Origin of the sequence: Actinobacillus suis ATCC 33415 (assembly GCF_000739435.1) — a bacterium.
GTDB classification, from domain to species: domain Bacteria; phylum Pseudomonadota; class Gammaproteobacteria; order Enterobacterales; family Pasteurellaceae; genus Actinobacillus; species Actinobacillus suis.
This window is the reverse complement of sequence record NZ_CP009159.1, coordinates 2,121,185-2,143,128: the sequence shown is the minus strand read 5'-3', so window position 1 is coordinate 2,143,128 and position 21,944 is coordinate 2,121,185. Positions and strand designations below refer to the sequence as shown.

Annotated in this window: 28 protein-coding genes; all 28 read right to left on the bottom strand. The window is 40.4% G+C overall.

Annotated features, from left to right (window positions below; genetic code table 11):
• Positions 1-1,641 (bottom strand): ApeI family dehydratase, encoded by a 1,641-nt coding sequence (locus ASU1_RS09975; protein ID WP_015674243.1) that lies wholly within the window; start codon positions 1,639-1,641, stop codon positions 1-3.
• A 4-nt stretch (positions 1,642-1,645) separates the two neighbouring features.
• Positions 1,646-2,194: a COG4648 family protein gene (locus ASU1_RS09970; RefSeq protein WP_015674242.1), complete on the bottom strand. Its 549-nt coding sequence runs from the start codon at positions 2,192-2,194 to the stop codon at positions 1,646-1,648.
• Positions 2,185-3,528 (bottom strand): AMP-binding protein, encoded by a 1,344-nt coding sequence (locus ASU1_RS09965; protein WP_015674241.1) that lies wholly within the window; start codon positions 3,526-3,528, stop codon positions 2,185-2,187. Before ASU1_RS09965 ends, ASU1_RS09970 begins: the two co-directional genes overlap by 10 nt.
• 17 nt (positions 3,529-3,545) lie before the next feature.
• Positions 3,546-3,800 (bottom strand): acyl carrier protein, encoded by a 255-nt coding sequence (locus ASU1_RS09960; RefSeq protein WP_015674240.1) that lies wholly within the window; start codon positions 3,798-3,800, stop codon positions 3,546-3,548.
• Positions 3,801-3,803: 3 nt separating this feature from the next.
• Positions 3,804-4,061, bottom strand: a complete 258-nt coding sequence (locus ASU1_RS09955) for a phosphopantetheine-binding protein (RefSeq protein WP_015674239.1) — start codon at positions 4,059-4,061, stop codon at positions 3,804-3,806.
• Between the two features lie 9 nt (positions 4,062-4,070).
• Entirely contained in the window at positions 4,071-4,835 is a 765-nt protein-coding gene (locus tag ASU1_RS09950) for a lysophospholipid acyltransferase family protein (RefSeq protein WP_039195536.1), read from the bottom strand.
• Positions 4,820-5,572, bottom strand: coding sequence for a beta-ketoacyl synthase chain length factor (locus tag ASU1_RS09945; RefSeq protein ID WP_039195534.1), 753 nt, complete (start codon positions 5,570-5,572; stop codon positions 4,820-4,822). The genes ASU1_RS09950 and ASU1_RS09945 overlap by 16 nt, the downstream gene beginning before the upstream one ends.
• Positions 5,573-5,578: 6 nt before the next feature.
• Positions 5,579-6,016 (bottom strand): hypothetical protein, encoded by a 438-nt coding sequence (locus ASU1_RS09940; protein WP_015674236.1) that lies wholly within the window; start codon positions 6,014-6,016, stop codon positions 5,579-5,581.
• A gap of 13 nt (positions 6,017-6,029) precedes the next feature.
• Entirely contained in the window at positions 6,030-6,521 is a 492-nt protein-coding gene (locus tag ASU1_RS09935; protein ID WP_015674235.1) for a DUF4410 domain-containing protein, read from the bottom strand.
• 78 nt (positions 6,522-6,599) lie between these two features.
• Positions 6,600-7,082 carry a beta-ketoacyl-[acyl-carrier-protein] synthase family protein gene (locus ASU1_RS09930; RefSeq protein ID WP_015674234.1) on the bottom strand — a complete coding sequence of 161 codons (483 nt, stop codon included), beginning with the start codon at positions 7,080-7,082 and terminating at the stop codon, positions 6,600-6,602.
• A complete protein-coding gene (locus tag ASU1_RS09925; RefSeq protein WP_015674233.1) occupies positions 7,073-8,032 on the bottom strand; it encodes a beta-ketoacyl synthase N-terminal-like domain-containing protein in 960 nt (319 codons plus the stop codon). Before ASU1_RS09925 ends, ASU1_RS09930 begins: the two co-directional genes overlap by 10 nt.
• Positions 8,032-8,316, bottom strand: a complete 285-nt coding sequence (locus ASU1_RS09920) for an acyl carrier protein (RefSeq protein ID WP_015674232.1) — start codon at positions 8,314-8,316, stop codon at positions 8,032-8,034. The genes ASU1_RS09925 and ASU1_RS09920 overlap by 1 nt, the downstream gene beginning before the upstream one ends.
• A gap of 13 nt (positions 8,317-8,329) precedes the next feature.
• Positions 8,330-9,574 (bottom strand): ABC transporter permease, encoded by a 1,245-nt coding sequence (locus ASU1_RS09915; RefSeq protein WP_015674231.1) that lies wholly within the window; start codon positions 9,572-9,574, stop codon positions 8,330-8,332.
• A complete protein-coding gene (locus ASU1_RS09910) occupies positions 9,568-10,290 on the bottom strand; it encodes an ABC transporter ATP-binding protein (protein WP_015674230.1) in 723 nt (240 codons plus the stop codon). The genes ASU1_RS09915 and ASU1_RS09910 overlap by 7 nt, the downstream gene beginning before the upstream one ends.
• Positions 10,291-10,328: 38 nt before the next feature.
• Complete coding sequence (locus tag ASU1_RS09905) at positions 10,329-10,835, bottom strand: transposase (RefSeq protein WP_015674229.1); 507 nt, start codon at positions 10,833-10,835, stop codon at positions 10,329-10,331.
• Positions 10,836-10,883: 48 nt separating this feature from the next.
• The gene (darH, locus tag ASU1_RS09900) at positions 10,884-11,870 is read right to left on the bottom strand and encodes a BtrH-related acyltransferase DarH (protein ID WP_015674228.1); all 987 of its coding nucleotides are present in this window, start codon (positions 11,868-11,870) and stop codon (positions 10,884-10,886) included.
• Positions 11,870-13,030 carry a hypothetical protein gene (locus tag ASU1_RS09895; RefSeq protein ID WP_015674227.1) on the bottom strand — a complete coding sequence of 387 codons (1,161 nt, stop codon included), beginning with the start codon at positions 13,028-13,030 and terminating at the stop codon, positions 11,870-11,872. The genes darH and ASU1_RS09895 overlap by 1 nt, the downstream gene beginning before the upstream one ends.
• Complete coding sequence (locus tag ASU1_RS09890; RefSeq protein ID WP_015674226.1) at positions 13,027-13,419, bottom strand: DarG family dialkylresorcinol biosynthesis protein; 393 nt, start codon at positions 13,417-13,419, stop codon at positions 13,027-13,029. The genes ASU1_RS09895 and ASU1_RS09890 overlap by 4 nt, the downstream gene beginning before the upstream one ends.
• An 86-nt stretch (positions 13,420-13,505) precedes the next feature.
• Positions 13,506-14,660 carry a beta-ketoacyl-ACP synthase III gene (locus ASU1_RS09885; protein WP_039195530.1) on the bottom strand — a complete coding sequence of 385 codons (1,155 nt, stop codon included), beginning with the start codon at positions 14,658-14,660 and terminating at the stop codon, positions 13,506-13,508.
• A 73-nt stretch (positions 14,661-14,733) separates the two neighbouring features.
• Entirely contained in the window at positions 14,734-15,645 is a 912-nt protein-coding gene (locus ASU1_RS09880; protein ID WP_039195527.1) for a hypothetical protein, read from the bottom strand.
• On the bottom strand, positions 15,645-16,895 hold the full coding sequence (locus ASU1_RS09875) for a beta-ketoacyl-ACP synthase (RefSeq protein ID WP_015674223.1): 1,251 nt from the start codon (positions 16,893-16,895) through the stop codon (positions 15,645-15,647). The genes ASU1_RS09880 and ASU1_RS09875 overlap by 1 nt, the downstream gene beginning before the upstream one ends.
• Before the next feature lie 61 nt (positions 16,896-16,956).
• Complete coding sequence (fabG, locus tag ASU1_RS09870) at positions 16,957-17,688, bottom strand: 3-oxoacyl-ACP reductase FabG (RefSeq protein WP_015674222.1); 732 nt, start codon at positions 17,686-17,688, stop codon at positions 16,957-16,959.
• A gap of 101 nt (positions 17,689-17,789) precedes the next feature.
• Positions 17,790-18,248 carry a hotdog family protein gene (locus ASU1_RS09865; RefSeq protein ID WP_039195525.1) on the bottom strand — a complete coding sequence of 153 codons (459 nt, stop codon included), beginning with the start codon at positions 18,246-18,248 and terminating at the stop codon, positions 17,790-17,792.
• The gene (locus tag ASU1_RS09860) at positions 18,245-19,465 is read right to left on the bottom strand and encodes a beta-ketoacyl-ACP synthase (protein ID WP_039195523.1); all 1,221 of its coding nucleotides are present in this window, start codon (positions 19,463-19,465) and stop codon (positions 18,245-18,247) included. The genes ASU1_RS09865 and ASU1_RS09860 overlap by 4 nt, the downstream gene beginning before the upstream one ends.
• Positions 19,466-19,492: 27 nt before the next feature.
• On the bottom strand, positions 19,493-19,906 hold the full coding sequence (locus tag ASU1_RS09855; RefSeq protein ID WP_015674219.1) for a hypothetical protein: 414 nt from the start codon (positions 19,904-19,906) through the stop codon (positions 19,493-19,495).
• Positions 19,907-19,974: 68 nt separating this feature from the next.
• Entirely contained in the window at positions 19,975-20,664 is a 690-nt protein-coding gene (gene rplA / locus ASU1_RS09850) for a 50S ribosomal protein L1 (RefSeq protein WP_005599212.1), read from the bottom strand.
• A gap of 4 nt (positions 20,665-20,668) precedes the next feature.
• Positions 20,669-21,097 carry a 50S ribosomal protein L11 gene (gene rplK / locus ASU1_RS09845; protein WP_005599211.1) on the bottom strand — a complete coding sequence of 143 codons (429 nt, stop codon included), beginning with the start codon at positions 21,095-21,097 and terminating at the stop codon, positions 20,669-20,671.
• A 283-nt stretch (positions 21,098-21,380) separates the two neighbouring features.
• Complete coding sequence (nusG, locus tag ASU1_RS09840; RefSeq protein ID WP_015674218.1) at positions 21,381-21,944, bottom strand: transcription termination/antitermination protein NusG; 564 nt, start codon at positions 21,942-21,944, stop codon at positions 21,381-21,383.

The window sequence follows — 21,944 nt, the reverse complement described above, 5'->3', positions numbered from 1 at the left end:
CTATGCTCCGCATTTTTTCTCGATAATTAGACCGCTTGCACAAATCTCACCGTTACCTTTCAACTGAAATTTTACCCGCTGTTTTACAACATCCCAATTAAGTGTTAAATGTACGTCATCATGCGGACGTAAAAACTGTTGGAATTTCAAATTATCCACTCGCTCAATTTCAATTTCTCTCTGTAATAAGCGAGGGAGTTGTTCTATTACCCATTGCAACTCAATTACTCCCGGTACCAACGGAAAATTTGCGAAATGCCCTTTAAAATAATGCAAATCTAGTGGCACTTTTCCTATTAATTCAAGAGAATTGTCTTGTTCAATCGTATGCAACCAGATTGGATCACAAACATTGTGTTGACAAACAGACTCGAAATCTTGGCGCAAGATTTTAGATTGAGCATTGCGAGGTAACTTGTCGGTTAAACGCCAATAACGTGGTAAAGCAAATTTTTCTTGTGTCATAGCAAGTGTTTGTTTCAAATGATCCGTCAAATATTTACGGCCATTCTCACGTAAACAATCAATGCCCTCATCACTCAATGCCAACCATGCTACCGCTCGCTGTTTCTCAGGGTGTTGTGCGACATAAGCATCAGCAACCCATGAGTGCTTTAATAAATCCTGTTCAATTTTCACTAATGACACTCTTTTATCACCCAATTTAACAATGCGATCTAGACGTCCTAATAATTCAAATCCATCACCAAAAAATTCCACGGCATCTGCTGTTTGCTCTCTCCCTTGCGTACGGCTAGATTCAACCCATAACGCTTGCTGCTCATTTGTACCTAAATGTACATCTTGCAAAGGCTTCCAGTGCTGATAAGGCTGACGAAAAGCGATACAACCTGTTTCCGTACTGCCATAGCCCTCTAATACGGGACAACGCATTGCCGTCTGAACTTGTTCGGCAAGTTGCTCGTCTAACGCACCACCGGACGAAATAACTCCAACAACATGTTGTTCCGCTAAATGAGGTAATGCCAAATTTAAACGAGAAAGTAAAGCTGGACTCGTGATCCATAAACACTGCGAACTCTGCTTACTTTCCGCCAATAAATATTCGGGATAAACTAATTGCTCACGACCTATTGTCCATGCTCGTCCTTCCAAGAAATGCCAAAGTGGAATCAAAACTCGATACGTCAAACCATAAAAATGCTGAACGCTTACACTACCGATTGTATGGGTACCATTTTGTTGGAAAGGTAAAAACTTGCCGACCTCAATTGCCTCTTGCCATAAAAGTGAAGCGGTTTTCTTTAAAATCTTTGCCTCACCACTGCTGCCTGAGGTTTTTAACCAAACTTCTGTCTGGCATTGCCAATCTACAAGCGGTAAAAAATCCACAACTTTTTGTAAATGCCCATAGCTTTGGAAACGAATGCCATCAAATAGGAAATCGGCATTTTGTTGTAGCCAGATCTGATTTTCGTCCAACAAGTTAGGGGGCAATAACACCTTCACATCGGCACGGAAACAAGCTAATAAGACGCAAGCAAATTGGGCGGCATCTTCTAACCATAAGCCAACAGACCTCACATTATCTTGTTGGAATTGCTGTGAAATTTGTGTTACTCGCTGGAAAAAATCATCACTGAGCCAAATAGGATTTAATGCAATAGGATTTTTGTTCATAAAATTAAAATGTTCTGTTATGTTTCGGACGAATCAGCCATTCTCCCACCATGACGATTGCCATAATAATATAGGCAATCACACCGGTATAAAGCGCCCAGGCATCAAGTCGATTAAAATAAATCAGAGATACAGTTACTACAATATTGAAGATAAAAATCGCACACCAAACTTGGGTTACTTTGCGGGTATAAGCTATTGCCTCAGCAGGTAAATCAGGATCTTGTAAGCGAGCGAATTTTTCAATAATGGTTTGCTTCGCCCACAAACTACCGCCAAAAATTATTAACATAAAAACGTTGATCGCAACTGGATACCAATACATCCAATCTAAGCCTCGACTTATACCGACCACCCCCAACATGATAGACATAAAAAATGCAAAAAAACGCTGAAAACCGACCGCTTGCATCCCTTGAAAAAACCATAAGAATGCAAGGCCAAACGGCATATAAGTTAACCAATCCATCTCTGGTGATAACCACCATAATAACGGATAAGCGATGCTAAATACGCTCAATAAACAACGAGTTACAATATTGACTACCCGCATAACACTCCAAATTGATCAAGCTGTTCTGCTGTACAAATTTGTTCAAACGCCATTTTGCTGATTTTTGATTGGCTATTACGTGGCAGTTTATCGGTAAATCGCCAAAAACGAGGCAAGGCAACTTTTTCTTGTGTTATTGATAAATGCTGCTTTAAAGTTGCAACCAATATTTTTCGATTCTGTTTGTATAACTGTATCCCTTGCGAAGAAAGCGCGACCCAAGCAACTAAACGATTTTGCAAAGGATGTTTACCAATATAACAGTCCGAAACCGCCATATGCTGTTGTAAATTTTGCTCGACGCTTGCTAATGAAATTCGCTTGTCACCCAACTTAATAATGCGATCAATACGCCCTAAAATAGCAAATTGTTGATTTGAAAATTCAACTACATCCTCACACTGCTCGCGCCCTTCTAACCAATCGGCTTCAATCCATAGCGTAGAACGCTCATCAATCCCGACTTTTGCAGTTGGCATTGGCTGCCAAAGAGAAGAATCTTGCTTAAACGCTATTGCTCCCGCTTCAGTGGTCCCATAGAAGTCAGTAACATGAAAACCTGTCGAATTAAAAATCATCTCTGCCACACCTGAAGGCAGTATACCTCCTGCTGAAACAATTTCGCTAAGCGTGGGAAAAGATAAACGCTGCCAATCAATACTTGCCAACATTGTAGGGCTACTAATCAGCACTGTTTTTTTCGTTTGACGACAAACTTGAGCCACATTTTCAGGAAAGAACTGTTGTTTACGCCCAATCTGCCAACCTAATACCAACGGCATCATAATTTGACAAATTAACCCATATAAATGTTGAATACTCACGGTACAAACGGCCGTAATTTGATTACCAGATTCAAATCCAAATGCTTGTGCACAGACTTGGGCATTTTTCCATAGCTGACCGGCCGTTTTTATAATCGTTTTAGGCTGACCGGTACTGCCAGAGGTTTTCATCAAAAGTTGAGTATCGGCAATAAAGTCAGCAAGCGGTCGCTTTTTCTCACTTTTTTGCAATTCAAGCTGATTAGCAAACTCATCAAAATATTTAGCATTCGAGAGATGAACCGGTACATCAGCAAGCCAAATATCTGCCAGCTGATTTGCCCAAGCGATACTTTCTTCAGTAAAGTTAGGAAGGAATAAGGTGCGTACATTGGCATGCCAACAAGCTAACAGCGTGCAGGCTAATTTTGCTCCATCTTCAAACCAAAGTGCAACTGTATGAATTTGTTGCTGTTGAAGCGCTGTCGCAATTTGCCAAACACGCTGTTCAAAATCGGTATAATACCAAGTAGGATATTGAGCAATAAGCTCTGTTGATGAGTAATTCATTCGTGAAGAGATAAATACTATTCTTCGCCTTTTTGGCTGATTTTCACGACTGCCTGCACCACATCGGCAACAGTACGAACATTACGAAAATCTTCGGCTTGTAATTTGTGTCCTGTTTCACGTTTAATATGATCAATTAAGTCAATCGCATCAATACTATCGATTTCTAAATCTTCATATAAGTTTGTTTCCGGCGTAATGCTCTTCGGATCAACTTCAAACAAAGTTTCCAACGCATTTACCAATAATGTTTGAATTTCTTGTTCAGTCATTATTTACCCCTTAATCGAACGAATAAATGTTGCTAATGTCGCAACACTTTCAAAGTGATTACGTAAATTCTGCTTTTCGCTATCTAGTTGTAATCCAAAAGTTTTTTGTACCGCTAAACCAAGTTCAAGTGCGTCTACTGAATCTAAACCCAACCCATCATCACCGAAAAGTGGAGCATCCGTTTCAATATCCTCTACGCTCATATCTTCAAGACCAAGGCTATCGATAATTAATTGTTTTAATTGCAGTTCAAGTTCCATTTTCTGTCCTTAAATTGTATGAGTATGTGAATTAAATAAATCTTCTAATTGTTTTTTCAATCGACGAGAAGCAATAGGTAATGGCTTTTCCGCTAATAACGCTTTCGGATCAATATCTTCGGCAACCGTTAATTGATAACGAATTTTCTGAGAAGGAACCTTATACCAAGGTTGACCTTTTTTTAAATTCGGCGGAGACATTTTAATTATAATCGGAGTAATTACTTCTGCGCTACGTAAGCCGATAGATACGGCACCTCTATGCAAATTAACTACACCATCCCAACCTGTTCTAGTACCTTCAGGGAAAAGCAATAACGACTCTTCTTGTAAAATCTGATGGCTTTTTTCTAATACTTCTTCACTTTCGGAATTAGGCAAAAAACCACATGCAATAATAGGATCAACCATGACCGGATTATCAAGCAAATCTTTTTTTACGATACAGTTTAAACGGTTTTCTTTTGAAAAGATTAACACCACGTCCAATAGAGAAGGATGATTAGCAACCATTAATTGACCTTTACGTCCAAGTCGTTCGAAACCATGATATTCCACTTCAAGAACACCGACGGCAACTAGATATTTGACAAAGAATGCCCAAATTTTCCCCACTGAACGGCGAGCTTGCAAAACATGAGACAGATCACCGTTTTTCACGTATTTAACATAAGGAGAAAGAATAATTCTATAACTGATTCCTAATACGCCAAATAACACAAAACCCAACATCGTCCCTAAGAATCGACGCAGCCAGTCTAATTTTTTCGCCATTGCCATACCTTTCCATTTGTACTTTTAGTTTGCCATTGCACACTATTCGCATAATGGTTTTGAACCCACGTTAAAGCATTATCTTTTGCTAAACAAGCGGTCGTATTCACGCTATCTTTTACAACCAAACTCAGCTGATATTGCTCACCTTTTGTGACTACCAATGCTAGCGCATATGCAAAAGGCTGACGTTCAATCGGCTGTGCATTATAGTTTTCTAATAATGGGCTTTCCGCCACAACAACGAGCACACGGTCTGCTCCGTCATTCAAGAGCAAATAAGCTTCTAACAAAGCGGACTCTAAGTTGTCTTGCGAAGCGGTAATAGATATGGTCTCAGCCGTCACTTGACGAAATTCAGACCATTGTCCGACTAATGCATTATGTACCGATAAACTAAATGAGGTAGGTGAAACATCACCATCTTGTAATAGCGTATGCCACAAACCAAAACTACGGTTAATTTCACTATTGTTTGAAGCATATACAACCGGAATATTTGCCTGTTCCGACGGTAATAGCTCCCAAGCAGCCTCAAAGAAAAGCCGAGCTGAATCACTTAAACGACGACGTTTAATTGCCGGCAAAAACGCTAATTTAGGGGTAAAATTTTCCCAATTTTTTGCATTTTTAACCCAATGCGCCTCACCTAGTTGCCAATCAGCAATGGAAAGTTGTTTATTAGCTACAACATTCCATGCTGAAATATTAAATGTAAATTCACAATGGTCTGTCATAGTAAATTAATAATGTTTGAACAGCTCAGCAACAATACGGTCTGTCTGACCTTGAACACCATTCGATTTTGATGCGGATTGTTCTTCTTTGCTACGTTGTTTATAAACAACCTCACCAATTTCATCATAATCCGAACCATCTAATTCGCTCACTCTTACTGTGGCGCGTAATACTAAATTACGGCGTTCATTTAGTGCATAGCTAAGCATATATTTACACGAATCATGAGGGACAGTATTAATATGAACTTCACTTTCAATACCTTTAGCTTTTAAGCTTTTTACAAGGCTTGGTACAAAAGATGCTAAACGTGGATTTGATGATTCTTTAATACATAATTTTGTTAAATCTGCACGTTTTTCTACTGTATCCGTTGTTGGGAAATTATTAGTACAAGCGGTGACAACCAATAGAGATAATGCACCTAACATTAGCTTTTTCATAAATATTCCTTAATTAATGAGCATTAATAATTCGCGATTTTCTAATTTGAGCTGCGGTCTTTTTCGCTGTTGAAGCAATAATGCTATTTAAGCTACCACCGAAAAATCCCATTCTTAACGTAGTTTCCGTATTGACAGAACCCAAGTAAACACCGTTTTTATCTTTTAATGTCGTTATAACAGATAACGTACCTTTACCTGCACCGAACCCAATAAACATTCTTAATGCCCGATTGCCTTCATCAAAAGCTTTAATATCATAACTTACCACAACATCATTGCCTTCTTTGTAGCCATATTTTTGTAATTGCGTCCTTAAGTTATTTTCGAATATAGTGGCAACTTCAGGCGAAATCGTTTCATTAGAAGACACATTAACAATCTTGTAAGTCGTATACTGTTCCTTCACATCTTGCTTTAAGTTACTATCTAACGTCATCGAGCTACAAGCTCCTAAGAAGACTGATATAGATAAAATCCCAATTAATTTCCATAATGTTTTCATAAGTTGTTCCTTTTAATGTAACTATAACTCTTTTATTCTACACGAAATCTGACCTTCTACCAATATAAGCCAAAATGCTTATAGCCCTCTCACCACCCACCAACAACTTTCATCTTGCTGATGTTGTTGAGGGTGTTCAAACACCCAACCAATCAGGGCAGTTTGGTTTGGTGCAAGATCTAATTCGGCCAGATCGAATAATTTAGCCATTTCATGTTTTTCCAGTGCAAGAAAAATCCCTGCACCTTGTAAATCTAAACTTTGCGCAATTTGAAAAACCGCAGCATTATTGATATTTGCCATAAAATCCAACGGGCTTGGTAAATGTTCTTGTAATAAATTATTGAACATTTTGTAGAATTTACTCGGTGAATTGAAATTCGAGCCTAAATAAACCGCACTTTCTCCATTTACAAATTCACGTAAGTTTAAAGCACCGAGCAAAGCCAATTGTGTAAAGCGGCTTAAGCGACGAGCATCTACGCCCAATTCTTTCAAGCGTTGACGCAAGGTTTTATCATCCAATTGTTCCGTTACTTGAAATTCTGCGATTACTTCCATTGCAATATCCACCCAATGTTACTGCCACCAAAACCAAGGAAATAATTCAACACGATAAGCGGTCTATTTTCAGTATTTTTTTGCAACTGTTCTAACAGCCATGCCGTTTCCAATGCACCACTTGCGCCTAGCGTATGCCCCAGCTCTTTTTTAGGGAGGAAGTGCGGTCGATTTGGCACAATTTTTTGCAAAATCGCTTGCTCAATTTCATCAAAGTCTCCTCCGACAAAATGTGGTTTAATTGCATTGATTTCTGCTGGCAAGCGGTCGGATTTTTGTAACACTTTGTCAATTAAGCGCACTAAACTTTGCTCGCTATTATTGGTTAAGCTGAAATGATCAGTCAGGCTTGCAACAGCTAAAATTCGGCAGTCGGACTCCTGATTGCTCAATGCTACACAACCAATACCTTCGCCTAAAATAATGCCTTTTTCTGCTGCACTTTGTGCCAGCAAACCCATCGCCTGAAAATGCTCAAAGGTTAAACGATTAAACATTTCAAAACCTAGTACAAGCACCTTCTGGCATTTGCCTTGTTCAATCATTTTTGCCGCATAACCAATCGCCTGCGCAGAAGAGGTGCAAGAGGTAGCAAAGTTAAAGACTTTTGCTCCATATTTTTGTTGGAGATAATCACCAATTATCGTGATGTTCGGTTCACTGGCTAACGCTTGATGAGTAGCAAAGCGATATTCGCAATCAGCAATCGTATAGGCTGTTGAACCTAGTAAAATTGGTATTTCAGCTAATTCAGAGATTGCCCAGCCTGCACTTGACAGACATTGCTCTAATTGCTGTTCAAGTAACACATAGAGTGCCGGCAAACTTAATAATACAGAATCAAAAGCCGAAAAATAGGGCAATTCAATTGATTGCCCTAATTGTAGTGCGGTTCGTTTTTTGCAATTTTTTGCAGAAATTCGACCGCTTGCATTGATATAAACCGCCATTATTGATGTGAATCCCGAATAAATTTAGCTAAATCGGCAACATTCATCATATGCTTACGCACCATACGATCACCTTGCAAACGTACTTTAAAATGCGCTTGCAACGCCACTGCAATTTGCAAAGCATCGAGCGAATCTAACTGGATACGACTTTGCTCACCAAAAAGTGGCTCGTTATCCGCAATATCTTGCGACTCAAACTCGTCTTTTTCGGATTCGTTTACGATTAATTTTTTCAGTTCTAATTCAAGTAAATTAGGTTCTAAGGTAAATGTATATTTCATAGTATGTACCACATTAAAATCTTGCCTGCGTTCTTAATTGTCGCTGATAAATCAAGGCGGCAAGCCCGATCATCACAACACCAAAAGCGATCAATTTTGCCAAATAATTTGCAATTTGCGGTAATTCATATTGGTTCAACAACAGATTTTGGAAGCCGCTTAACGCCCAGCCCATTGGCGAAAACTCGGCGATAGTTTGCATAATTTCCGGCATGACATAGGTTGGCACCATAATACCGCCAATCGCCGCCATAATGATAATACCGCCACCGCCTAACACCACGGCATGCTCAGTTGTGCGAGCCACTACACTAATAAATAGCCCATAACCAAGCGCAGACAGGCTAACTGCCATCGCTAATACCGCATAGTGCCACCACTCGCCAATCAGTGAAAAAGCAGGCATTTCAAGGCGAGGCAAAACAAAATAGCCTAATGCCACCATACCGATAAATTGGCATTGATTGATCAAGAAATAAGGAATCAACTTCGCTACAATCAGTTTAAATGCGGAAGCTCTCGCCATTCGCAGTCTAGTAATGGTATTGGTTTGTCGCTCCATCGCCATTACATTAGAAAGCGGAATCATAATAAAAAACATCCCGAAAATCAGCCACGCAGGTACACTATGTTGTACCGAGTTAGGTTTTGCAACTTCCTTACCTTGGCGGTTCAGATAGATTTCTTGCCATAAATCTTTAGCCAGATAATCATTAATTTGAGCGAATTTTTTATCTAAATCCTGATTAACCTTTTTCTCTATCGCTTTGATTTGCTTCTGTTTATTATTTTTTAGCGTAATCTTATTGTCCGCCATATATTGATCTAAACGCAATTGGGTGTAATGTTTTTGTAATACACCTTTCACGCCTAATAGCCAACCACGATCAACACTTGGGTTAAGCCACAACGCTAACGTTTTTTCATCTGAAAGTGCGGTCGATTTTTGATTAGAATTTGCAATTAATAGCTCAAATTCGCCCGCTTGTAATGCAGCTTGATACCTTGCCAACTCCGCAATATCTGCCTGTTGAATATTAAGCTTTTCCGCTTTCAATTTCTGAAAAAATGCTTCATTTAACGGATTGTTTGGCTCAGCTAATAAAACTATCGGCGCATCTTGGCTAAGTTCATTCTCATTACTTAGTGCTGCCGACATAATCAACATAAACAAAATTGGCATAATAAACAGCACTGCCACACCGTGCAGATCACGACTTAATAAGCGAAGTTCTTTAAAAATCGAAGCAATTAGCACCTTGTTCCTACCTGCTTATCTAAAAAATCCAAATAAAATTTCTCAAGCGGTTGATTACCGATAATTTCTTGCAAATCACCTTGATAAATCAATTTCCCTTCATTTAACAGCACTAACTGTGAACAAAGTTGCTCAATTTCTTGCAAGTAATGCGATGTATAAATCACCGTTACCCCTTGCTTGGTTAATTCTGCCACGCTATTGAGAATAAACTGACGAGATTGCGGATCAATCCCCACCGTGATTTCATCCAAAAAAATCACTTTCGGGCGATTAATCAAACCAATCGCAAAATTTAAACGGCGTTTCAAGCCACCCGAAAGGTGCTTTGCCAATTTGGATTTATGTATCGTTAGCCCCGTTTTTTCCAACAACTCCAACAGCCAATTTTTATCAGAAATTTCATAAAGTGCGGCGAAGAATTTCAGATTTTCCCACACCGTCAACAACGGATAAAACGCAAAATCCTGCGGTACTAACGAGATTTGATGACGTTGCTGTTTCGACAATTTCTCAAACGGCACGCCCTCAAACAAAATCTCGCCTTGCTGTACCGACTGCAAGCCAGCGAGTAACGACATCAAGGTCGTTTTACCCGCCCCATTTGGACCGAGTAAACCAATGGCAGAGCCTTGGGGGATGTGTAAATTCACATTGCATAACGCCTGTGTTTGAGCGTTGGGGTATTGGTGGTTTAGGTTATTTATTTCAATCATTAATCTTCCGTAGGGGCGGGTCCTGTGCCCGCCCGAAATTATTCTGCTATATACAATTTATCCAACGCCCAATGTAACGGGTTATGCTCAATATATTCCGCAATTATCAAATAATCTTTTTCATCTCGCACAATATGTTCATAATAACTACGTTGCCATAACCTCTTATTAAAAGGCTGCCAATTCTTTTGTTTCACATTTTTAATATATTCAACATTCGTTCGAGATTTAAAACGTTGAATCACATCAAATAATGAATAACGAGGTAGATGTATAGCATTTTCAAGCTGAAGAATAAAATGGATATGATTAGGCATAATCACATAATCCAAACATTTTACTGTAGGGAAATATTGTTCCAACTCCAAATAACAAGTCTCAACCATTTTACCAGCAGGGTTTAATTCCATTTTCTCATTCAAAATCTTGCCGAATAAACATAAACGATCTTGAACGCAAATAGTGATGAAATATAATCCATTTTCGGAATAATCATAATGTTGTAAACGGATAGTTTTACGACGTGGTAAATGTTGTTTATTCATATCTGTTTCGGCAATTATTTCGGGCGGGCACAGGACCCGCCCCTACAATTATTTCAACATTCTCCATAATTTTTCTTCCCTCTCTGAGATCCTTCTCAAAAACGCCGCCGTTTCCTTATATCCTTCCACACTCGGCTTACGGCATTGCTTAACGCAAAGAATAGCAAATTCTCGCCAGAGGTCGCCGATTTCGGTCATCTGTTCGGAAGCCTGTTTGAATTTGGGTTCGTTGCAAATTTCAGCGGCTTGTTCTAAGAAATAAGCATATAAATAGCGGAAACCTGCACCGCCTGTGCCGATTTCTTCTTGCATTCTCACGATATGCCCGAGATACAAGCGGTTATATTTTTCGCCTTTTTTGCAAGCAGCGAGATTTTCAATAGATTTCGCTACAGTGCGAATGCCTTTCACACCGACAAAAAACAGTGGTGCAAGCATTTGTTTTGCTTGTTTGCGAATAGCTTTGCGAACTAACGTAGGCAAGTCAATTTGCGAAAAATCAGGCGTTTGCTCGAAATAATACATCAGCCCTTTTGCCGCCAATGCGCCTTTAGCAAAACGGGCTTTTTGCAGGTCTTGAGCGGCACAGCGTTGCACCGTTTCAAATACAGGATCGCTGATTAAATAATCATCGTTTTCCTTACCATAAACAAGTAAATTATGGGCATTAAAATGAAAACGCATTTCAGACGGAAAATAAGGCAGCCAAAAAACCGATGTCTGCAAACCGACTAATTTGCCATTTTGCAACGCCTGATCTAATGCCATTTGTCCTGCCGTTTCGTTAGAAAACTTCTGCATTTTCAACCGCACTTTCAGCAATTTCGATACCTTTTTGATGATGTGCTTCGGTTGCATACGGTAAGAAATCAAAGGCATTCCGCTGACCTTAATAATCGGCAGATAAACAAACGTCAAAGCGGACGCCAAACCAAAGACCATCGCCTCGTTCAGCTCCGCCCCGTGCGATTTTAATAAAGTTGACATCACACCGCTTTCGCAGTGGGCGGTGTGTTGATGGGAAAAATGGTTCATTACCAATCCATATTCATTGAATTACAAAATTCTTCAGATAAATAATGTGTGAAATTTTCCATTTCATCTAAAGAAACCATAGCCCTTTTATATGTACTATCTAGAGCAAAAGTCAAAACTGCAGGTAGTCCACTTTGTATATAAATATTCTCTATAAAATTTTTACTACCCCAATAATATTCAATAAATTCTTCTATAATTTTGATAGCTTCTTCATCTGTAAACTTTAAATTTTCGCCAACAGAAAACATAGATGTTGTAGGTGATATCAACATTGGTATAGCACCCACTGGAGAATGAATTTGAAATGCTTCATTATTTTTACCAAAGGCGCCATGAGTTAAATGATTACGAATTTGATCTTTTAGTAAACTTAATTTATCGTAAAAATCTCTATTCTTAGGAACTGATATATCTATGCATCTTTTGAATTTATCCTTCCATTCACTTACTGTTAATTGAGCAATTTCCTGTTTAGTTTGTAATTTCCCTTGCAAAATAGCCGAATGAATAAACACATGCTCTGTAAAACTGAAAAATGCATCTATTACAGAAATTGCTAGCCAATTTTTTTCTCTTTGTAGTGTATTTTCTTGATTCCAACGACTTACAAAATCTGCTAATACATCTATATCACCTGTATCACTCTGATGACTCATAATAAATACATCTATTTCTTTTACTTTTTGCTTATATAATTCTAATTGGAAACACAATCTATCAAAAAATGGAATACTATTATTGATAACATTTAAATCATTTGCGTTAGAAGCTTCATTTGCATAATAATCAAAAAAAGGTTTCGCTTTATTTATTGCTTTATTAATTACTTTTACAACATTTAAACTATCACGTTTAGATACACCACTAAAAGAAAGAAGAGCCATTCCTAGTTTTCGATGTTGTAATAAAAAAATACTACCTTTGTATTTTATCGGTATCGTGAAACTAACTTTCTCTTCTTTTCCTGAATATCCATAACCTAGAAAGCTCACAAAAAGAAGGAAAATAAGATAATATGGCTTTAGTTCTGTTTCATTCGAAGTTCTAATCATCTTTTCCTGCTCTATAGCCTGATATTCCGATTCTGATAGATTAGATATATCTTTCAAAATTAAAGATATTTTATTCTTCAATTCTTGTAACTCAGATTCTGTCATATAATTCCTTTCAACTTATCAACATTTATCCCAAACCCCCTCGCATACACTTCCAACTTCCTCTCACTCAACTTCGCAAAAATCTCCGGTCTAAAATGTCGTCTAATCTGCCATTGCCAAAAGCCTGTGGCTTGGGCGAGAGTTTGGAGATCGTAGCGGTTTTTGTACATTAGGTAGTAAATAACCGATTTTTCACCGTTTTTGACCGCTTGTAGAGCTTGTTCGGTGAGTTGGTTGAGTTCGTCCACGGCTTGTTCGGTGGCAAACTCTTCCGCTTGCCAGCCTGTGCTAGTACCTGCTTCAAATTTTCCGTTGCGGGTAGCGTAAATCACTTTACGTTGCCCTTGGAAAATTTTGCTGTCGTCTTGGGGAATGTCTTCAATTTCCATATATTGCTCGTAGGGGCGGGTCCTGTGCCCGCCCGTAAACTCTCGTTGATATTCGGGCGGGCACAGGACACGCCCCTACAAATCATTTATTTCGTTATCACTTCTAACAACATAAAACAACTTGAAAATCGTCCACTCTCCGGCACATAGCACAGCACCTTCTGCCCTGATTTAAGTGGGAAAGTGCGGGAAAATTCTTCCAAAATAATGTAAATCGAAGCCGAACCTGTGTTACCGCAATAAGTCAAGTTGGTGAACCATTTTTCTTGCGGAATTTCAAAATTGATATTGCGTAAGCCGTCTAGCAAGCGATCACGGAAGAAACCTGACGAATAGTGCGGTAAGAAATAGTCAATATTTTCCGCTTGCAAATTATATTTTGAAATCAATCGCTTAAGTGCATTTTCTACGGTGCAACGCACGATATTTTCATTCAGCAATTTCACATCTTGCTTAATTGCCATAAAACTTTGTGCGTCACGCTCCGCTTGCGAAACCGATTTCCAGCTCACAAATTTACCATCTTGCACATCGCCACCTGCGTACATACACACAGGCATTTCATTGGCGAAAGAAACCAGTTCGATCCAGTCGATTTTAAAACTTAACCCTTTTTCATTCGGTTGATTGGAAAGTGCCACCGCCCCTGCACCGTCCGATAACATCCAACGCAAGAAATCTTTTTCAAAACCGATTTCTGGTCTCGCATTTTCAAGTAATTTGCTGTCTGCTTCCGCCTTGAAATTTTCGCTACGCATAATCGCAGAGGCACATTCAGACGCTACCGCCACCGCACATTGATGCTCGCCAGTGCGAACCGCATTGAAAGCGTGTTTCATTGCCGCCATTCCAGCCGCACATACACCCGACATCGACATCACTTCCATCGGCGGCGCATTTTCAAGCAAGCCGTGTACCATCACGCCTTGTCCCGGTAAAATTTGGTCTGGGTAAGACGTACCTACCGCAAGACTGGTAAACGCATTTGCAGAAATTCCTAAATTTTTGACCGCTTGCACCGCAAGTTCAGTGCTAGTGTGTGTCGCTTGGCGAGTTTTCGGAGCAATCGCATAATAACGTTGCTGAATACCATTAGAACGTAGGATCATTTTACGCACTCGAGACGGTGTTTCCCCCACCATACCAAGTACAGTCTCCATTTCATCGTTTGAAACGGGAGCATTAGGTAAGAAAGCAGAAATTTTATTGATATAGACGTTTTGCATTTTATTCGAATTCATTGTAGGGACGGGTTCTGTGCCCGTCCGTTTTATCAAATATCTTTCGGGCAGGCACAGGACCTGCCCCTACGTATTATTCTCCAGAAGGTTGCGCATAATATTTTTTCTGCTCATCCAATTTCTTTTGTAACAATGGTTTAAGTAAACGTTTTATCACTGCTGAAATTGGTACAACCGTTAAAATCATTGCCACTAGAAACACAATATAAAAACATAAAATAAACTTGCGTAAACTTGGGGAAATTTGACTGCACTTTATCAGCAATTTGCCCCAAATATGGAAACTTCTTGCCCCCACTTTTTCGCTCATCATCAATTTTTCATCAATTTTCACTGCACCCATTCCTTGGAAAATGGTCTGATCAAGCGGTCGATTTTCATTAAAAGTTTGCAAAAGTTTTTCACCAAAGCGAGAAGCATCTTGGATTTCACTTTCCGCAATCCCTGCACTCGGTAAATTCCCCACTTTTTTCTTGCCCGTCAGCATCCAAAGTGGCGTGGTAATAAAACTTGCCCAGTCGTTTGATTGATCGACTTTCACTACGTTACCAACCAAATTTGCCCCGCAATCAGCGAGTAGTCTTTTCATTTTATCTTGAGCTTGTAGCCACATATTACGGCAACCAATCAGCGTGATCACAGGGGTGTCTTGCAGAATTTTTTTCGCCGAATCCGATTGTAAAAAAGCGGTAATCGGTTGGCTTGGCGAGAGAAACCAGACCGTGTAAGCGATGATGACTAAGTCGTACTTTTCACTGGCAAATTGTACTGGCTGAATGGGGGCTGGTTGTAAATGTACCGTTTCAGGAAAGGTATTAAAAAACGGCAGAAACCGCCACGGAAAGCCGTAAGCGGTTTGCGGTTGAAGTTGGCAATGTTCAACGGAAAAGTACGGTTGATTTTGCAATGGTTTTACAAAACTTTCCGCCAAGCGAGTAAGTTGCCCTGTTTGCGAATAACTGACTAAAAGAATTTTTTTCGTCATTAGCACCCTGTCCAACGTTTAAAAATAAGGGAAGTATTCACTCCACCAAAAGCAAAGTTGTTGTTCATCACATAATCGGTTTGAATGGTTTTGCCATCGCCACGAATATAATCTAAATCGCCACAGCGTTCGTCCACATTTTCCAGATTGAGCGTTGGGGCAAACCAACCGTCTCGCATCATTTCAATGCTGAACCAACTTTCTAATGCACCACACGCACCAAGCGTATGCCCAAGGTAACTTTTTTGCGAGCTAATCGCTACTCGGGTGCCAAATACGGCTGAGGTAGCTTGGGTTTCAGCAATGTCGCCTTTTTCTGTTGCTGTGCCGTGTCCGTTTACATAGCCGATTTGTGAAGGCTCAATACCTGCGTCTTTTAAGGCGATTTCCATACAGCGTTGCATCGTACTAGCTTGTGGCTGAGTCACATGGCTACCATCGCTATTTGCACCGTAACCCACTACCTCTGCAATAATGTTTGCACCACGTGCTAGAGCGTGTTCTAGTTCTTCTAATACGAAAATACCCGCCCCTTCGCCAATGACTAAACCATCACGCTCTTTATCATAAGGACGTGGCGTGCCTTTCGGATTATTGTTGTTACGACTTGCCGCATAAAGGCTGTCGAAAACATATACTTCAGACGGACAAAACTCTTCCCCACCACCTGCTAACATCATTGGAATCATGCCGTATTTAATTGCTTCATAAGCATAGCCAATGCCCTGTGAACCTGACGAGCAAGCACTTGAAGTGGGAATAATTCGCCCTTGCAACCCGAAGAAAATACCGATATTTGCCGCTGTGGTGTGAGGCATCGCTCGAACATAGGTGCTGGCGTTGAAAGTGTCTGACTTACCAGTCATCAACAGCTCTGCCATATCTCGCACATCTGCGGTTGAACCAGTGCTAGAACCACTTGCAACCCCCATGTTGCCATTAAGAACAAGCGGTGAAATTTCTCCATCTTTTAGCAAACCTGCATTTGTTAAAGCCTGTTCGGCAGCATCTACACATAACTGTGAAACACGCCCCATACTGCGAAGTTGCTTACGATTCCAATGACTTGGTGGTGCATAATTTGGCACAGGTGCACCTAATTGAGCTTCCAATTCAGGATATTTATCCCGCCACCCCATATTCTGCACGGCATTTTCTTTGCGCTGAAAAGCCGCTTTGATTTCAGACCAGGTTCGCCCAAAAGCGGTGACTGCACCAATGCCGGTGATAACTACTCGTTTTGTTTGCATAATATTTCCATTTTTTCGGACGGGCACAGGACCCATCCCTACAATTCACATTATTTCGTTTCTAACACAATCCACCATTCACCCCAATCACTTGGCGGGTGATGTAAGACGCTTTTTCGTCCATTAGGAAATCTACAGTGTGCGCAACTTCCTCTGGGTTGCCCATTCGCTCCATTGGGATCGCTTTGAGAATTTGTTCAAGCGGTAGATTTTCATCCAAAATTTCTGTGTCAATTAAGCCTGGAGCCACGCAGTTTACGGTAATTTTGCGTTTCGCTAATTCCACAGCTAACGCTTTTGCCGCACCGATTAAACCCGCCTTTGAGGCGCTGTAGTTTACTTGTCCACGGTTGCCGATAATACCAGACACAGAAGTAATACAAACAATTCGTCCCGCTTTGCGACGGCGGATCATTGGCATCATCACAGGATGAAGGACATTATAAAAACCGTCTAAATTGGTGCGAAGTACGCTATCCCAATCATCATCACTTAATGCTGGGAACGCATTATCACGGGTTAAACCTGCGTTTAATACCACACCGTAGTAAGCTCCGTTTGCTTCAACATCCGCTTCCAATTTTGCTCGGCATTCTTCACGATTACTCACATCGAATTGTAAAATTCGTGCATTTTGACCGCACTTTTGCACTGCCTCCGCCACAGCTTCTGCTTCCTCAATACGTGAACGACAATGCACCACAATATCAAAACCTGACTGTGCTAATTTCAATGCAATCGCTTTACCAATGCCACGGCTTGAACCAGTAATAAGGACTGTTTTATCTGACATTTCTATTTCCGTAGGGGTGGGTCCTGTGCCCGCCCATAAAATTCTGTTTCTATTCGAGCGGGCACAGGACCCACCACTATGTTAAATTTATCGTATCAACTTTATTTCTGAATTTTGCCGTCTTTTGGGCTGAACACATTTAATGCGCCTGACAGTAATGTTTGATGAGTTACTTTGTCGATAAGACGACAATCAAAGACACCAAAACCCGTTGCATCTTGAATAGACATTTTAATTTCAATCATTAATTGACTACCAACTGCAATCTCAGGTTGCGTAATATAAAGCTTTCTCGTGCCTAACAAGTAACCTAATCTTACCGGTTCGTTGCGTTTTCTCGCTTGAATTCCCGCCCACGCGGCAATCCCCTGTGCCATAATTTCAATGCCAGCAAAAGTTTGCAGTTTTCCCGCTTTGAGTAAGATATGGTTTGAGCGAATTTCTGCTTCGCCAGTTAAGAAGTCTTCACCAAAGTCGGTAACACGATCGATGAGTACCATCTCACCACTTTGTGGCACTAATGGCGCAACATTTTCAATCGGCAGTGTAAAGTCCATTATTCACTTTCTCCTAAAATCAGCACTGCATTATTGCCGCCAAATGCGAAGGAACTGCTCGCACCAAGGCGTCTGCCTGGTAGCCAGCGGCTATGTTCATCGGTAATGAGAATTTCAGGCAAACTTTCATCTCGCATACCGTCCCAAAGTTGTGGAGGTAAAATACCTTGCGGGTTATAGGTTCGGCTAATCACCGCCCATAAAATGGCAGCTTCTAATGCACCTGCTGCACCAAGCGTGTGTCCGGTGTAAGGCTTAGTTGTGGTACAAGCGGTATGATTTCCAAAAACTTTTGCAACCGCAAGCGTTTCCATTTGATCATTATGTACCGTCCCCGTGCCATGCAAGTTAATCCAGCCTATTTGATTTGCTAAAAGTGCGGCTGATTTTAACGCATTTTCAAAAGCAGAAATCGCACCAATACCTTCAGGATGTGGGCTAGACATATGATAAGCATCACTACTTGCACCATAGCCAAGTAGCTCAATTCGATGTTCATCAATGGCTTCTCTGGTCATAATAAATGCCGTAGCCGCTTCACCGATATTAATGCCATTACGATTAGCAGAAAGCGGATTGGTGCGCTGATCCGAAAGGACCTCCAATGAGCTAAAACCGCTAATGGTCAATGGAGATAACGTATCTACGCCACCACAAATCACCGCATCACAAAGATTGGCTTTTAATAAGCGAGCCGCAGAAATCAATGCTCTTGCTCCTGAAGTACAAGCGGTTGAGATGCCATAACTCGCACTTTGCACACCATATTGGTAGGCAACAAAGTCTGCTGGAGCGGAAAAATATTGTTGCTGCTGCCAGAATGGTTTACCGGACCAATCGTTATGTTCCGCTGCATATTGGAAAACTGGAATATTCTCATCTACGCCGGTGGTTGAAGTTCCCATAACCACCGCAACACGTTGCTTACCGAAGCGAGTAATTACTTGCTCAATTTGCGGTTCGATTTGTGCCAATACATGCCATAACAGTTGATTATTGCGGCTGCGATGTTCTGCAGGTAAATCAACAGGAAATTCACGTAGTGTCTCCTTTACTTCGCCCAGCATTTTCTCTTGACCAATAATACCATGCGCAGAATAAGGTATATCTGTAGCTGCAAGAGGTGATGGTTTATTGTTAAGCAACACATCTAAGTGAGTATTGAGGTCATCTCCTAAGGCACTTATCATTGCAGGGCGAGATAAGAATAATTTCATCATGTCCTTCTTTCTATCCGTATTTAGTTATTATAGTTCATCCACTTTCCATTCCGAGCCATCAGGAAGCATAATATTAAAATGCATACCATTTTGCTCAATCCGCCAGTTTTTATTTAGCTCAAAGGGCGGATTATTAGGATTAAGTGCAACTGCAATCGCCGTAAAAAGCTGTTTAGCTTGCTGATTCGGCATGATAAATCCATCATTTTTCCAGCCATTTTTATCTAATACTACTCTCGCTTTAGGCGAACCTAGCGGGTCAGTTTGTACCCAACGCCATTGGTTGGCTTCAAACTGTACTGATAATAAATTTGCTTGCCCCCTACTTTCTACTTTAAATAGCCGAATATTTTTCGTTTGAGTCGGTAATGTTTTAACTGAGGGCAGACTCGTACAAGCGGTCAAAAATAGTGTAAAGATTACAATCCAAAATTTTAGCATTATTTTCCTTAAAACGAAAAAAAGACCGCATAGATTTTACCCTATACGGTCTTTATTTTAATCAAAAATTAAAGTGATGCTTGATCAACAGCAACACCAGCACCCATAGTTGTAGAGATGCTTACTTTCTTGATGAAGATACCTTTAGCTGTTGTTGGTTTAGCTTTGTTTAACGCCGCTAATAACGCAACTAAGTTATCTTTTAATTGTTCAGGTGCGAAGTCTGCTTTACCGATCGTTGTATGGATAATACCATTTTTGTCGTTACGGTAACGGATCTGACCTGATTTAGCATTTTTAACTGCTTCAGCAACGTTTGGAGTTACAGTACCAACTTTCGGGTTTGGCATTAAGCCGCGTGGACCTAATACTTGACCTAATTGACCTACAACACGCATTGCATCTGGAGAAGCGATAACAACATCAAAGTTCATTTCGCCTTTCTTGATTTGCTCTGCTAAATCTTCCATACCTACTAAATCAGCACCTGCTGCTTTAGCTGCTTCTGCGTTCGCGCCTTGTGTGAATACTGCTACGCGAGCTGTACGACCTGTACCGTGTGGTAATACTGTTGCACCACGTACGTTTTGGTCTGATTTACGAGGGTCGATACCTAAGTTCACCGCTACGTCTACGCTTTCAACGAATTTAGCTGTTGCGAATTGTTTTAAAACTGCGATCGCTTCGTTGATTTCGTAAGCTTTAGTAGAATCTACGCCAGCTTTAATTGCTTTCATTTTTTTAGTCAATTTAGCCATTGTATTATTCCTCTACGATTAAGCCCATTGAGCGAGCTGTACCAGCGATTGATTTCATTTTAGTTTCGATAGTAGCACCAGTCATATCAGCTGCTTTAGTTTCAGCGATTTGACGTAATTGCTCTTGAGTTACTGTACCCACTTTATCTTTGTTCGGTTTACCTGAACCAGATTTGATACCTACAGCTTTTTTAAGTAATACTGCTGCCGGTGGAGTTTTAGTTACGAAAGTGAATGAACGGTCTGCGTAAACTGTGATAACAACAGGGATTGGTAAACCTTTTTCTAAGCTCTCAGTACGAGCGTTGAATGCTTTACAGAATTCCATGATGTTAACACCTTGTTGACCTAATGCAGGACCAACTGGTGGTGAAGGGTTAGCCATACCAGCTGCAACTTGCAACTTAACGTATGCTTGGACTTTTTTTGCCATTTTTAAGTTTCCTCTAAGTGGGTAATAACGCCGAAAATCGGCTCCCCTGTTACACAAAAAACGAGTTAGCAAGCCAACTCGTATAGACTGATTATTCTAAATAAATTGCGATCATTTTTCAAGCAAAACTATTTGGAATAATAAAATTTTATTGCTGAAAAATTCATACGTACCATAAAAGATACAGTACAGAATGAAACAAGCGGTCATTTTTTTAAATTTTTTTGCAAAAATTACGTAAAAACAAACCGCTTGCTTTCAGCTAGATTCTGTACAAAAACAATTACGATTGTTTTTCTACCTGGCCGAACTCAAGTTCAACCGGTGTTGCACGTCCGAAGATAGATACAGACACTTTTAAGCGACCTTTTTCGTAATCCACTTCTTCAACCGTACCGGTAAAGTCTGCAAACGGACCTTCAGTTACGCGAACGTTTTCACCCGGTTGATATTCGTTACGATGACGTGGTTTTTCCGCCGTTTCTTGAACACGATTTAAAATACGATCCGCTTCACGTTTAGAAATCGGTGCCGGTTTATCCGCAGTACCGCCGATAAAGCCCATTACACGCGGCACGCTTTTTACTAAATGCCATGTGTCGTCATTCATTTCCATTTGTACTAACACGTAACCAGGGAAGAATTTACGTTCGGTACGGCGACGTTTACCGCCTACGTTTTCAACTACTTCTTCAGTCGGCACTAATACTTCGCCGAACTGATCTTCCATTTGGTGTAATTTGATATATTCACGCAATGTTACTGCAACACGGTTTTCAAAACCTGAAAATGCTTGTAATACATACCAACGCATTTTTGTTACTTCTGTATTTTCTACTTCGCTCAT